The sequence below is a fragment of the Kitasatospora sp. NPDC023120 genome (assembly GCF_055560835.1).
The window spans coordinates 183300-197095 of sequence record NZ_JBVHHY010000001.1; the positions used below are offsets into that span (position 1 = coordinate 183300).

The following is a 13796-nucleotide window of genomic DNA, read 5'->3' on the forward strand; positions in this document are numbered from 1 at the left end:
GCGCGTGTCCCGGAAACTGCCCGAGGAACTGGTCCCGGTGCTGGCCAGGACCGGTCACCAGTGGCCGCAGGCCGACGAGGAGGGCCTGCGGAAGGCGGCCGGGGTCTGGCGGGAGTTCGGCAAGGAGGCCGACCGTCTCACCCGCCGCTGCGGCGAGTCCGTCCAGCGCGTCACCACCGACAACTCCGGCCACGCGGTCGAGGCCTTCGGCGCCTACTGGCAGACCTTCAGCGGCGGCGGCAAGGGCCACCTGGACGACGCGCACGCCGCGGTCGGGCTGGTCGCCGGCGCCTTCGACACGGCCGCGCGGGCCGTGGACACCTGCAAGGCCGAGATCATTGCCACCCTGCAGCAGCTCGCCGCCGACCTCAAGCAGGCCGAGGAGCAGGCCGCCAGGGCCAAGGAGGCGGCGGGCAAGGTCGCTGCCGCGGCCGGTGGCGCTTCGGGGGCCGGGCCCGGGTCCGGGTCGGCGTCCGGGTCGGGCGCGGGGTCGGGGGCGGGGAGCGGCGGGGTGGTCGGCGGGCTGCAGAAGGCCGTCGGGGGCCTCGCGACCGGGGTGAAGAACGCTGCCACCGAGCAGGTCGCGGCAGGTGTGGCGGCCGTCGCCGTCGAGGCCGCCGCGTTGAAGATCGGCGGGCTGCTCGCCGAACTCGGCCGTGCCATGAAGGACCCCCTCGCCGCCGCGCTCAAGGAACCGGCCGCCGTCGTCCTGCTCCGGCTCGGCACCCCGCAGGGGACCGGGATCACCGCCGCCTCGTACCGCAACGGCGCCTTCGACCCGCGCGCCGCCGGACTGCCCCTCGCCCTCGGCGAGCCTGGCGTGCTGGGCGCGGACGGATCCGGGCTGGTCCTGCTCGCGGGCAAGGACGGCAAGCCGCTGGTCGGCGTGCCGGGGCTCACCGTCAAGGTCGACGCGCACGGGCAGCCCGTCCTCGGCCAGGACGGCCGACCGGTCATCCTCCGGGCCGACGGCACGCCGGTGGGCGACGCCGCCGGGCTGCTGGTCGTCCCCGGGCCGGACGGCAAGCCGGTCGTCGGGGTCGCCGACCTGGGCGTGCGGCTGGACGAGAACGGGCGGCCGGTGCTCACCGACGAGCACGGCAAGGAGGTCCGGGGGCTGCCGCTCGCCGGGCTGACGGAGACGCCGGACGCGTCGGTCGAACGGATGACGGCTGACGGCAAGGCGCTCGACGGGCGATCGGTCGACGGGAGACCGGTCGACGGCGCGGAGGCGGAGGGGAAGCCGGACCCGAAGGCGCCCGGCGTGGTGACCGTGGCCTCGGCCGTCGTGGCGGACCCGGGGACGGTCGTGGGCGGGGTGGACAACGCCGTTGCCGCGAGCGCACCCGTCGGTTCGGTGTCGTCGGGAGCCTCGTACGCGACCGGGGGGTGGCAGGGGCAGCACCGGGCCGTGACCGGGGGTGGCGACTGGACGCCGCCGGCGCGGGACGACGGGGCGCCCGGGCGGTCCGTCGTCGCGCCGGTCCGCCCGAGCGGCGGCGGGTCGGCAGGCTGGTCGGACGGGGACTACCCGCTCCAGGCGCCCGCGGCCCTCGCGCACGGCGGGGGCGGTGGTGCTGCCGGGAGCGGTGGTGGTGGCGGGAGCGGTGGTGGTGGCGGGCCGGTGACTGTACGGACCGACTCGGTCGGTGCGCTGTCTGCGCCGCCCGCGCCGTCGGTGCCGTCCGGTGCCGCGCCGCAGTCCGACGGCTTCGCTGCTCCTTCGCGCGGACCGGCGCCGGACGCCGCTCCGTCGGCGCCCCGGCCGATCGGAGTGAGCGGGCAGTTCGGGACACCGGCGTACGGCGCCGGGTACCCGGTGGCCGGTACGGGCGGTGCCGCGGGCACCATCGGCGTCGTCGGGCCCGGACCGCTCGCGGGCGGCGGCGGAGGACCCGCGCAGGTCGCGGCGCCGTACGGCAGCGGTGTCGGGGCGGGCGCCGGGGGGACGGGCGCCGGCGGGGCGGGGGCCGCCGGTGTGGCGCCCGTCGTCGGTGAACCCCGGCCGGGCGCGCCCGCGCCCCGTGCCCCGGTCGGCGCCGCGCCGCCCGCCGTCATCGGTCCGCCGCCCGTCCACGCCGCACCGCCGGCCCCGGCAACGCCGCCGATCGTCGGCACCACCCCGGTGCTCGGTCGGCCCGAGCCGCACCACGTGGACGCCCGTCGCCGGGACACCGCCGCGCCCGTCGCCGACCCGACCCTCGCCTGGGGCGCCGTTCCGGTCGCGACCGCCCACGCGATGGCCCTCCAACTCGCCCTGCGCGCACGGCGCGGGGCCCAGCCCGACGATCCGGCCGCCCGGCTGCGCAGCATCGCCGACAGCCGTCCGTACGGGCTGCCCGGCGGGCTCGCCCCGGTCGACCCGGAGCACCAGGCCGAACTCGAACGCCGTGCGCCCCGCGACCCGGACGGCCTGCCCGTCCGTCACCCCGACCCGGCCCACGGCGGCTGGACGGAGGCCGTCAACGACGGCGGCTACCGCGAACCCGGCCGGGCCAACAACAGCATCGAGATCGCCCTCTCCGCAGTCGAGTGCTACGCCGGCCGACCCACCTGCGCCGCCCCGCGCATCCCCACCGAGGGCGACGCCGGCGAACGCGGCGGCCGCGACCGCGCCGAACGCGAACTCGGCGCTCCCTTCCGCGACCTGGGCGACGGCGGCCACGCCTTCGACCGCCTCGCCGCGGACCTCCGCCGCGCCGGCCACGGCTCCCAGGCCGTCCTCCTCACGCTGGACGCCTTCGGGCGCCCGCACGCCTGGAACGTCGTCAACCACCGGGACACCGTCACCTACCTCGACCACCAACTCGCCCGCCAGGGCCCCACCCCCCTCCATTCCGCCACCCACGGCCTGTGGGCCATCGCCCTCACCCCCGAAGGCCGCCCCCTGGACCTCACCCCCGCCGGCTGACCCGCCTGCGCACTCCGGGCGGGGGCGACGCCCCTCGCAGCTCCTCGTAGCTTCCGGGGCAAATATGTAGATCGGTCGTCATATTCCTCGCGCGCCCGAGCGAGGTTGTCGCCTGTGCGTGAGAAGTCGACCAGGCCGACTTCTCACGCAGTGGGCCAGGGATGGGAGTCGCTCTATGTAGACCGGTCGCCATAATTTGCCCCCGAACTGGGCCAGGAGCGCGCGAAGAGTGCGGGGTCGACTTTCTATGCGGATGTGGAGAGGCTGCCGCAGGGGCCTCTATGTAGACCGGTCTTCATAATTTTGCCCCCGAGGCAGGGCGCGGCAACGCGAGAAGTCGGCGGGGTCGACTTCCTGCGCGCACTGCGGCTGGGCGCCCGGGGGTATGTAGACCGGTCTGCATATTCGTGCCCTGGGCGCGTGAGCTGGTGCAGGAAGTCGGCCGGGTCGACTTTCTGTGCGGGTGGTGCAAGGGGATCTGTATGTAGACCGGTCGTCATATTCGAGTGTGCGGGCTTGGCGTGGGGGATGGGTGGGGGCGTAGGGTCGCGGCGCGGTTGGGGTTGTGGGGTCGGGTGGCGTCGGGACGGGGGTGCCGGGTGGTTTCGCGGGCGCAGGCGGTGGAGGCGGGGCATCGGTGGATCAACGGGGATCTGCCGCAGGGGTCCGGAGTGGCGCGGCGGGTGCGTACGCACGAGTTCGAGCTCGGGTGGGTGGTGTGGGCGGAGCCCGCGCGGGTGGAGGTGGATCCGCGGACGGGGGAGCGGCGGGCGCCCGAGGAGGTCGGCGCGGCGTGTGCCGTGGTGGACCGGGAGAGCGGCCGGTTCACGGTGTGGCCCTCGGTGCCGGTGGACGAAGTGGTCGGGCTGTACCGCGACTTCGTCGGTGCGGGCGGGTACGACCCGACCCTCCCGCCGGCGACCGGCCGGGGCGCCCGCGCCGAGTTGGCGTACCGGGACGGTGCGGGCGAGGAGCGGTCGCTGGCGCTGCGTTCGGCGGCGGGTCTGCCGCATCCGGCGCTGCGCGGCTGGTGGTGGCTGCGTGAGCAGGGGGTGGCGGCCGAGGACGTGCTCGCCGTCCGAACCGACCTGCGGATGAGCGCCCTGCCTGGTGGCTACTGGGCCTACGCCCTCGCCGCCGAACTGCCGCACGCCCGGATCGACTTCGAGCTGCCGTACGGCCCGCGGTTCGACCACCGCGCCGCCGCCGTACGGGCGCTGCCCGCGCCACCCGACGGTCCGGCCCGCAACCGGGTGCCATTCCCCCGCCCCGCAGGCCCGGCACGCCCCGCACGCCCCGCACGCCCGACACACCCGGTACGGAACATGCCGACCGATCCGGACGAGACCGATGCAGCGCTCGCCGCGCGGCTCGCGGCGCGGTTCGGCCCGGCGGGCGTGCAGCGCTTCGACCCGGCGGACGTCGTGCGGTCCCAACTGCCCGGGGACGCAGCCGCGTTGCTGCTGACGGTGGGTGTGCCGACCGCCGTGCCCGGGTTCTTCGCCCTGCACCACCCCGGCGGCGAGGCGATCGCGGACGGCTCGCGCCCGGGCACCGTGCTGCCGCCCGCGGCCTCGTACCTGGCGGCGCTCGACCGCGGCACCCGGACGGCCGGGCGCGAGCGCCTCGCGCTCGCCGGGCAGCTGGTGCTGGGGACGGACGGCTGGTCGCTGGTGACCCTCGACCCGGCGGACGGCGCCGTCCGCGCGGTGGACCCGGACTACGCGACCGCCCGCCATTGCAACGCCGACCTGCGCGCCTTCATCCGCTGCCTGACGGTGTTCGCCGGTTGGTGGCCCGCCCTGCGCGGACTCGACCCGCTGGCCGCGGGCGAGGCGGTGGACGGACTGCAGCGCACCCTGGCGGAGGTGGACGGTACGGTCTTCGCCGATCCCGAGAACTGGTGGGCCGTCATCGTGGAGCAGCTGTGGGACGGCCTGCTCTGACAGGACTCCGATACTCCGGGACTCCGGTACTCCGGGGCAACGCGGGCGCCGCAGGAGCGCCCCTGCCCTGGCCCCCGGACCAGCGCGGATACCGCCGCAACCCCCCTCGCCCGGGCCCGGATCGCGTAGCGTGGAGATTTATGCGACTCGGTGTGCTCGACGTAGGTTCCAACACGGTCCACTTCCTCGTGGTGGACGCCCATCCGGGCGCTGCCCCGCTGCCCGCGTACTCCCACAAGGCGGAACTGCGCCTGGCCGAGCTGCTGGACGAGGACGGCGCGATAAGCGAGGCCGGCATCGAGCGGCTGGTCGGCCACGTGGCGTCCTCGCTGCGGGTCGCCGAGGACAAGGGCGTCGTCGACATCCTGCCGTTCGCCACCTCCGCCGTGCGCGAGGCCGCGAACGGTGAGGAGGTGCTGCGCCGGGTGACCGCCGAGACCGGCGTCGAGCTGCGGGTGCTCTCCGGGCAGGACGAGGCCCGGCTCACCTTCCTGGCCGTCCGCCGTTGGTTCGGCTGGTCCTCCGGCCGACTGCTCAACCTGGACATCGGCGGCGGCTCGCTGGAGATCGCCTGCGGTCTGGACGAGCAGCCGGACGTCGCCTGCTCGCTGCCGCTGGGCGCCGGGCGGCTGACCGGCCGCTGGCTGCCCGGGGACGTCGCCGAACCGGACGGGCTGCGCGAGCTGAGACGCCACATCCGGGCCGAGATGGGCACCGTGGTCGGCGAGATCTCCAGGCTCGGGCCGCCGCAGCACGCGGTCGCCACCTCCAAGACCTTCAAGCAGCTGGCCCGGATGACCGGCGCCGCCCCCGCCGACGCAGGCCCGTACGCCGACCGCCGGCTCACCCGCAGCGGGCTGGCCGCCTGGCTGCCGCGGCTGTCCACCATGACGGTCGCCGAGCGCGCGCAGATCCCCGGCGTCTCCGAGGGCCGCGCCAAGCAGCTGCTGGCGGGCGCGCTGGTCGCCGACGCCGCGATGGACCTGTTCGGCCTCGACGAGCTGGATGTCTGTCCGTGGGCCCTGCGGGAGGGCATCATCCTGCGCCGCCTGGACACCATGGACAGCCCCGCCGACCGCCGCCGACCGGCGCTCACCCCGTAGGGGGGACCGGACCGGGACCAGGACGGGACCAGGACGGCGTCCCGTTCGGAGCGCACTCCGCTTACGCTGTCTCCCGTGGTGCAACCAGCGGGCGAGGACGGAACGCGGGAGGACCGCGCTCCCGGGGACGGGCAGCCGCGGTCGGACAGCCCGCGCCGTCGGCTCGGCAAGACGGTCAAGGGCGTCCCCGCCGCCAAGGCAGCCAAAGCAGTCAAGGCAGCCAAAGCAGTCAAGACCGTCAAGGCGGACAAGGTCGTCAAGGCAGCCCAGCGCACCGCGAAGAAGGCCGCCGAGAAGGCCGCCGAGAAGGCCGAGCAGAAGGCCACCCCGACAAGGGCCACCCCGACGAAGCCCACCCCGACAAAGGCCGCCCCGAAGAACCCGGCCCCCCGTCGTGCCGCCGCCAAGGCCGCGCCGAAGGAGACCCGCACCGCCCGGGCCGCCGGCGCCGCCAAGGCCGCCGTCCAGTCGGTGCGCTCGGTCAAGGCCGCCCGCCGGGACGCCGCCCGCCCGCCGCTGCTGCGCACCACGGACCGGCTGGTGCTGCCCCAGCACCCCGCCCTGCACATCCCCGACACCAAGGTGGCCCTGTCCACCGCCTCGGTGTACCCGGCGAGCACCACCGTGGCCTTCGAGCTGGCCGCCAAGCTGGGCTACGACGGGGTCGAGGTGATGGTCTGGAACGACCCGGTCAGCCAGGACATCGACGCCCTGCGCCGGCTGTCCGACGCCCATCAGCTGCCGATCCTGGCGGTGCACGCGCCCTGTCTGCTGATCACCCAGCGGGTGTGGACCACAGACCCGTGGACCAAGCTGGTCCGGGCCCGGGCGGCGGCCGAGAAGCTCGGGGCGAGCGCCGTCGTCGTCCACCCGCCGTTCCGCTGGCAGCGGCAGTACGCCCGGGACTTCGTCGAGGGCATCAACCGGATGGCGGGCGAGACCGACGTCCGCTTCGCCGTCGAGAACATGTACCCGTGGCGCTACCGCGACCGCGAGGTGCTGGCGTACTCGCCCGGCTGGGACGTGACCGACGAGGAGTACCGGCACTTCACCATCGACCTGTCGCACGTCGCCACCTCCCGGATCGACACCTTCGCGATGGTCGAGCGGATGGGCGACCGGCTGGCCCACGTCCACCTGGCTGACGGGAGCGGGTCCGGCAAGGACGAGCACCTGATCCCAGGCCGCGGCAAGCAGCCCTGCGCCGAGCTGCTGGAGCACCTCGCCCGCACCGGGTTCGACGGCCACGTGGTGCTGGAGGTCAACACCCGCCGCTCCGCGTCGCCCGCCGAACGCGAGGCCGATCTGGCCGAGGCGCTCGCCTTCACCCGCTTGCACCTGGCCACCCCCTCGCGCGTACGCTGAGCGGATCGGCCCACCCGTGGGCGCCAACTTCCTTGCGGAGGTGGAGAGGTGACGGAGCTGCGGGACTACCGGGAGGCCGCCGGATGCTTCGGCGCGGTGGCCGCCGAGTACGACCGGGGCCGCCCGGGCTACCCCGACGAGCTGTTCGACGCACTGGAGCGGCTGTGGGGCCGCAGCCTCAAGGGGGCCCGGGTGCTGGACGTCGGCGCGGGCACCGGCATCGCCACCCGGCTGCTGGCGGCCCGGGGCGCGGAGGTCGTCGCCGTCGAGCCCAGCGCCGGCATGGCCGCCCAGTTCCTGGCCTCCTCGCCCACGCTGCCGCTGGTCCGCGGCAGCGGCGACGACCTGCCCTGCCACGACGACTCCGCCGACCTGGTGACCTACGCCCAGGCCTTCCACTGGACGCGGCCCGAGCGGTCCGTCCCCGAGGCGGTCCGGGTCCTGCGGCCCGGCGGTGCCATCGCGACCTGGTGGAACCTGCACGACGAGACCGTGCCGTGGGTCCGGGCCCGCGACCGGCGGATGGCCGCGGCCCTGCCCGCCCGCTACCGCGGCTACGGCGGGATCAGCGCCCAGACCGGCCACTTCGCGCCGGCCGGGCTCGCGGTCGAGCGGACGGTGCTGCGCTGGGAGCGGCGGGTCACCGTCGACCACGTGCTGACCGACCTCACCTCGCGCTCCTACATGGCCTCGCTGAGCCCCGAGGAGCGGGCACCGGTGCTGGCCGCCGAGCGGGAGGCGATGCTCGCCGAGTTCCCGGACGGCACCGTGGTCGAGCCCTTCACCCTGGACCTCACCGTGGCGGTCACCCCGAGCTGACGCGCCACCCCGAGACAGCGGCACCCCGAGACAGCGGCCCGCCGCGACTCCGGCCCGCCGTCTGCTGACCGCATCGCGGACGTCCCGTCCGCCCGCCGGACCGCGGGCGTAGGCTCGGTAGCCACAGCGGCCCCCGCACCCTCCCACCGGCGGGGCGCCGTCGAGAGCCCCGAAGGAGTGGAGCACAGTGCCCGAGCTGAGGTCCCGTACGGTCACCCACGGTCGCAACATGGCTGGCGCCCGGGCGCTTCTCCGGGCGGCCGGCGTAGCCCGCGAGGACTTCGGCAAGCCGATCATCGCGGTCGCCAACTCCTTCACCGAGTTCGTCCCCGGCCACACCCACCTCCAGCCGGTCGGCCGGATCGTCTCCGAGGCGATCAAGCAGGCGGGCGGCATCCCGCGCGAGTTCAACACCATCGCCGTGGACGACGGCATCGCGATGGGCCACGGCGGCATGCTCTACTCGCTGCCCTCGCGCGACCTGATCGCCGACTCGGTCGAGTACATGGTCAACGCGCACTGCGCCGACGCCCTGATCTGCATCTCCAACTGCGACAAGATCACCCCGGGCATGCTGATGGCCGCGCTGCGCCTGAACATCCCGACCGTCTTCGTCTCCGGCGGCCCGATGGAGGCCGGCAAGGCCACCCTGGTCGACGGCACCGTGCGCAAGCTCGACCTGGTCGACGCGATCTCGCAGGCCGTCAACGAGAACGTCTCCGACGAGGACATCGCGATCATCGAGGAGAACGCCTGCCCCACCTGCGGCTCGTGTTCCGGGATGTTCACCGCCAACTCGATGAACTGCCTCACCGAGGCGATCGGCCTCTCGCTGCCCGGCAACGGCTCGGTCCTCGCCACCCACACCGCCCGCCGGGCGCTGTACGAGAAGGCCGGGCGGACGATCGTCGAGATCACGGGCCGCCACTACGGCCAGGACGACCCGTCCGTCCTGCCCCGCGCGATCGCCACCCGCGCCGCCTTCGAGAACGCCATGGCCCTGGACATCGCCATGGGTGGCTCGACCAACACGATCCTGCACCTGCTCGCCGCCGCCCAGGAGGCCGAGCTGGACTTCGACCAGCGGGCCATCGACGCGATCTCCCGCAAGGTGCCCTGTCTGTCCAAGGTCGCGCCGAACGGCTCGTACTACATGGAGGACGTCCACCGGGCCGGCGGCATCCCGGCCATCCTCGGCGAGCTGTACCGCGGTGGGCTGCTCAACGAGGACGTGCACACCGTGCACTCCGGCTCGCTCGCCGAGTGGCTGAAGACCTGGGACGTGCGCGGCGGCTCGCCGTCCGCCGAGGCGGTCGAGCTGTGGCACGCCGCCCCGGGCTGCGTCCGCTCCGCCGAGGCGTTCTCCCAGTCCGAGCGCTGGGAGTCGCTGGACACCGACGCGGCCAAGGGCTGCATCCGCAGCGTCGAGCACGCCTACTCCGTCGAGGGCGGCCTGGCCGTGCTGTACGGCAACTTGGCCGAGGACGGCTGCATCGTGAAGACCGCCGGTGTGGACGAGTCGATCTGGACCTTCAGCGGTCCGGCCGTCGTGGTCGAGTCCCAGGAGGACGCGGTCGAGGCGATCCTGGCCAAGCGGGTCAAGGAGGGCGACGTCGTCGTCATCCGCTACGAGGGCCCCAAGGGCGGCCCGGGCATGCAGGAGATGCTCTACCCGACCTCCTTCCTCAAGGGCCGCGGCCTCGGAAAGGCCTGCGCGCTGGTCACCGACGGCCGCTTCTCCGGCGGCACCTCGGGCCTGTCCATCGGCCACGCCTCCCCGGAGGCGGCCTCCGGCGGCACCATCGCCCTGGTCGAGGACGGCGACACCATCGCCATCGACATCCCCGGCCGGAAGATCTCCCTGGAGGTGCCGGAGGAGGTCCTCGCCGAGCGCCGCCGCGCCCTGGAGGCCTCGGGCGGCTACCGCCCGAAGAACCGCGACCGCCAGGTCAGCCAGGCGCTGCGCGCGTACGCCGCGATGGCGACCTCGGCCGACAAGGGCGCCGTCCGCGACGTCAGCAAGCTCGGCTGAGAAGCACGACGACCCGCCGGAGGAGCCGTCCCGCAGGCCGGGACGGCTCCTCCGGCGTGCGGCGGTCGGGTGATAATCGACGACGTGAGCGAGCAGCAGCCCCCCACCCCAGCCCCCGAGGCCGTCGGCGCTCCTAGGGCCGTCGGCGCCCCCGAGCCGGAGCCGATCCGCTGGTTCGGCACCAGCTGGCTGAACCGGGACGGCGGCTACTGGCTGCGCCGGGTCGCCGTCTCGGTCGGCGCCCTGGCCGCGACCGCCGCCGTGGTGCTGGTGCTGCGCTTCGGCGTCGAGGGCATCGCCCTCTCCGACAACGGGACCTTCCTCAACGCGCTGCTGACCGCCGCCATCGCGATCTGCTCGATGATGTCCGTCCGGCGCACCTGGAAGCTGCTCACCGAGGGCAGGGACCAGCTGACCGGCTGGATGGCCGAGGACAAGTCGCTCGGCGCGGTCTGGCTCATCGGCAGCGCCGGTGCCCTGGCCGCCTACTTCGCCCGCAGCCTGGTCGAGGCGCCCGGCGAGGCGGTGCGGCGCGCCTCGTACGAGCGGGCCGTCGTCCGGTACGAGAAGCGCCAGGCGGGCCGCAGCGGCCGGCCCTCCGAGTCGTCGGGCCGGGCCAGGCGCAAGCGCTGACCCGGCCCGACCGTACGTCGGCCGTGGTTCAGCTGCGGCTGGCTGTCCCGCACTGCCCGTTCGGCGCGATGTCCTTGGTCACGTCGTACGGGTCCCTGGTCGGGCCGGTCGGCGCCGGGCCGTGATCGGCGAACTGCTCGAACTGCGGGTGCAGGAAGCCGTCGTAGATGTCGCAGGAGCTGTTGCCCACCTCGGACTGGGTCTTGGTGACGGCCAGCTTCTTCGCGTCGACCTTGTAACGCTTCGGGTCGTAGAAGCGGAAGTCGTCGACCTTGCGGACGATCGTGCGGGCCGTCCGGGTGGCGCCCGTGGTGTCGGCGGCCGGGACGACCAGGCCGACCGGCTTGGCGGTGCCGCCCTGCGCGGTGCCGGGGGGCGTGGCGCCCTGCGTGCGGCGGCGGGTCGAGGCCAGCTTCTCCGCGTCGGGGCCCGGCTGCAGCGGGTAGACGAAGGTGAAGTCGGTGTGCACCAGCACGCCCCCGTCACCGTCCCCCTCGATGCTCATCCGGCCCAGGACCTTGACCGTGCTGCCGACCAGGGTCGCCTCGCGCGGGTCGAAGCGGGCGAACCAGTTCGTCGGGTCGGTGTCCTTGCCGGGGTGGTCGAGGGCGGCGACGGCGGAGGCCCGCTCCTCGTGGTCGAGCATCGCCAGGGCGGCATCCGGGCGGCCGCCGGCGATCACCCGGGGGTCGAGGTCGGCGGCCGTCAGGTAGGCCTTGACCGACTGGAGCTGGGCGGCGACCTCGTCGGCGGAGAAGACGCCGATGGCTTTGGCGTCGGGCAGCACGAAGGCCTCCGCACCGTTCGGCCAGCTCTCGGCGGGGGAGCCCTTCCACGGGTGGTCGACGGTCGGTACGCCGTCGGGGGTGGTCGGCGGCGCCGAGGTCGGCCGGGCCGTCTCCGGGGCGCCGGTCGGCACCGATCGGGCCGAGGACGAGTTGCCGCCGTAGTGGTCGGAGTACCAGCGGCGCAGCCCGTCGACGTTCAGCGCCGCGAGCAGGACGGCGGCGGTCAGCACGACGTAGAGCGGCGTGCGCCAGGCCGGCCGGCGGCGCGGGCGCGGGTTGCCCCAGGGGTCGAGTGCCGGGATCTTCGGCTTGCGGCCGAAACGGCGCTTGGGCGCCGGTCCGTCGTTGACCGAGCGGCGGCCGCCCGGATCGACCGGCGGGGTGTGCTTCCACCGGGCGGCCAGCATGCGGGTGCGTCCGCTCTGCTCGGTGACGGTGGCGCTGCGGACGAACTCCTCGTCCAGGACGAGGTCGGCGAACGGGTCCTTCGCACCCGTCCCGGACGGGTCGGACCCGCCCGGCTCGTCGCCCCTGGCGGGGCGCGGTTCCGGATCTTCGGCTATCGGCATCGCGCCAGTATGACGACGGGGGGTGACGATGCGTCGATCGGGGGCGCATCGGGTGGTGAACTCGTGTCGACCGGTCGCGCTTCGACCTGGTTCGTCCTGGTCCACCCGGGCTGGTCCACCCGGGCTGGTCCACCCGGGCTGGTCCACCCGGAACCGCGCCGGTGTCAGGCCTTGCCGCGGGCCTGCTTGACCGACCCCACCACTCCGGCGATCGCCAGCAGCAGGCCGGCCGGCAGCAGGGAGATGAAGAACGCGCCGAGCACCGTGGCGTCGCCGAGGAAGAGCTGCGCGAGGGTGTTCAGTGCCAGCAGTGCGCCGGCCGCCGGGAGCGCGGACTGCCACGGGTGCTCGTCCGCCCAGCGGCGCAGTCGTCGGTCGGCGGTGTCGCGGCGCAGTTGCCCGCCGACGGTGCCGACCAGGAAGAAGAAGAACAGGGCCCAGCCGGCCGGTCCGGCCAGCATGCTCAGCGACCAGCTTCCGGAGATCGCCTCGATCCCCAGGGCGGTCGCCCCCACCACCGCACCGACTCCCGCGGCGGTCCGCCACGGGCCCACGGTCGCCGAGGCGGCGGCGAGTTGCCGGTTCTCACGTCGGGACATTTCGTCGTGTGCCATGGTTCAACGGTGCGCTTGCCCGGGTCCGGAGGCCATAGGGGAACCCCCTGGTTTTCTCCCTAGGGGCGGACGGCCCTGCCGGGGGCAACGAGGTCGGTACCGGCCCCCGCGACCACGGACCGGACGGGCCCGACGGGCGCCGTCGCGCGGTGCGAGGATGGCCGCAGTACCGAGGCAAGGAGCGGACCATGGGCAGCAGCGCAGCGCGCGGACAGAAGATCGCCTTCCTGGGCACCGGAAAGATCGGCGAGGCCCTGCTCTCCGGTCTGCTGCGGGCCGGCAAGGACCCGGCCGACGTCCTGGTGACCGCCCGCCGCCCCGAGCGCGCGGCCGAACTCGCCGACCGGTACGGCGTGGTGGCGGCCTCCAACGCCGAGGCCGCCAAGCTCGCCGACACCCTGATCCTCGCGGTCAAGCCGCAGGACATGGGCACCCTGCTGGAGGAGCTGGCCCCACACGTCGGGGCGGACCGGCTGGTGATCTCGGCCGCGGCCGGCGTCCCGACCGCCTGGTTCGAGGAGCGGCTGGCGGCCGGCACCCCGGTGGTCCGGGTGATGCCCAACACGCCGGTCCTGGTGGACGAGGGGATGAGCGTCATCTCCGGTGGCTCGCACGCCACCGAGGAGCACCTGGTGCGCGCCGAGGAGATCTTCAGCTCCGTCGGCAAGGCGCTGCGGCTGCCCGAGTCCCAGCAGGACGCGGCGACCGCGCTCTCCGGCTCCGGACCGGCCTACTTCTACTTCCTGGTCGAGGCGATGACCGACGCCGGCATCCTGCTCGGCCTGCCCCGCCAGGTGGCGCACGACCTGATCGTGCAGTCCGCGATCGGTGCCTCGGTGATGCTGCGCGACTCCGGCGAGCACCCGGTGAAGCTGCGCGAGGCGGTCACCTCCCCGGCCGGGACCACGATCGCGGCCATCCGCGAGTTGGAGAACCACGGCGTGCGGGCCGCGCTGCTGGGCGCCCTGGAGGCGGCCCGGGACCGTTCCCGGGAGCTGGCCTCCGGCGGCAAGTAG

Annotated in this window: 10 protein-coding genes; 8 read left to right on the plus strand and 2 right to left on the minus strand. The window is 74.6% G+C overall.

Annotated features, from left to right (window positions below; all coding sequences use genetic code 11):
* Positions 1-4 precede the first annotated feature (4 nt).
* From ACZ3TI_RS00905 to ACZ3TI_RS00935, 7 genes are all read left to right on the plus strand, one after another.
* Complete coding sequence (locus ACZ3TI_RS00905; RefSeq protein WP_465721953.1) at positions 5-2911, plus strand: toxin glutamine deamidase domain-containing protein; 2907 nt, start codon at positions 5-7, stop codon at positions 2909-2911.
* A 683-nt stretch (positions 2912-3594) separates the two neighbouring features.
* Entirely contained in the window at positions 3595-4857 is a 1263-nt protein-coding gene (locus ACZ3TI_RS00910; RefSeq protein ID WP_465721955.1) for an SUKH-4 family immunity protein, read from the plus strand.
* Between the two features lie 140 nt (positions 4858-4997).
* Positions 4998-5960, plus strand: coding sequence for a Ppx/GppA family phosphatase (locus ACZ3TI_RS00915; RefSeq protein ID WP_465721957.1), 963 nt, complete (start codon positions 4998-5000; stop codon positions 5958-5960).
* Positions 5961-6521: 561 nt separating this feature from the next.
* Positions 6522-7325: a sugar phosphate isomerase/epimerase family protein gene (locus tag ACZ3TI_RS00920; protein WP_465722492.1), complete on the plus strand. Its 804-nt coding sequence runs from the start codon at positions 6522-6524 to the stop codon at positions 7323-7325.
* Between the two features lie 48 nt (positions 7326-7373).
* The gene (locus ACZ3TI_RS00925) at positions 7374-8144 is read left to right on the plus strand and encodes a class I SAM-dependent methyltransferase (RefSeq protein ID WP_465721959.1); all 771 of its coding nucleotides are present in this window, start codon (positions 7374-7376) and stop codon (positions 8142-8144) included.
* Between the two features lie 187 nt (positions 8145-8331).
* Entirely contained in the window at positions 8332-10176 is a 1845-nt protein-coding gene (gene ilvD / locus ACZ3TI_RS00930; protein WP_465721960.1) for a dihydroxy-acid dehydratase, read from the plus strand.
* A gap of 84 nt (positions 10177-10260) precedes the next feature.
* On the plus strand, positions 10261-10809 hold the full coding sequence (locus tag ACZ3TI_RS00935; protein WP_465721962.1) for a hypothetical protein: 549 nt from the start codon (positions 10261-10263) through the stop codon (positions 10807-10809).
* A 28-nt stretch (positions 10810-10837) separates the two neighbouring features.
* Here ACZ3TI_RS00935 and ACZ3TI_RS00940 read toward each other — a convergent pair whose 3' ends face one another.
* The gene (locus ACZ3TI_RS00940; protein WP_465721964.1) at positions 10838-12166 is read right to left on the minus strand and encodes an SCO2583/SCO2584 N-terminal domain-containing protein; all 1329 of its coding nucleotides are present in this window, start codon (positions 12164-12166) and stop codon (positions 10838-10840) included.
* A 164-nt stretch (positions 12167-12330) separates the two neighbouring features.
* Positions 12331-12780, minus strand: coding sequence for a hypothetical protein (locus ACZ3TI_RS00945; RefSeq protein ID WP_465721966.1), 450 nt, complete (start codon positions 12778-12780; stop codon positions 12331-12333).
* Between the two features lie 188 nt (positions 12781-12968).
* Here ACZ3TI_RS00945 and proC point away from each other — a divergent pair, with 188 nt between their 5' ends.
* Positions 12969-13796, plus strand: coding sequence for a pyrroline-5-carboxylate reductase (gene proC, locus ACZ3TI_RS00950; protein WP_465721968.1), 828 nt, complete (start codon positions 12969-12971; stop codon positions 13794-13796).

Bases quoted from the DNA above. Each gene is read 5' to 3' on its own strand.
- ACZ3TI_RS00945 (WP_465721966.1), bottom strand. From the start codon at position 12,780: ATGGCACACGACGAAATGTCCCGACGTGAGAACCGGCAACTCGCCGCC.
- proC (WP_465721968.1), top strand. From the start codon at position 12,969: ATGGGCAGCAGCGCAGCGCGCGGACAGAAGATCGCCTTCCTGGGCACC.
- ACZ3TI_RS00940 (WP_465721964.1), bottom strand. From the start codon at position 12,166: ATGCCGATAGCCGAAGATCCGGAACCGCGCCCCGCCAGGGGCGACGAG.
- ACZ3TI_RS00915 (WP_465721957.1), top strand. From the start codon at position 4,998: ATGCGACTCGGTGTGCTCGACGTAGGTTCCAACACGGTCCACTTCCTC.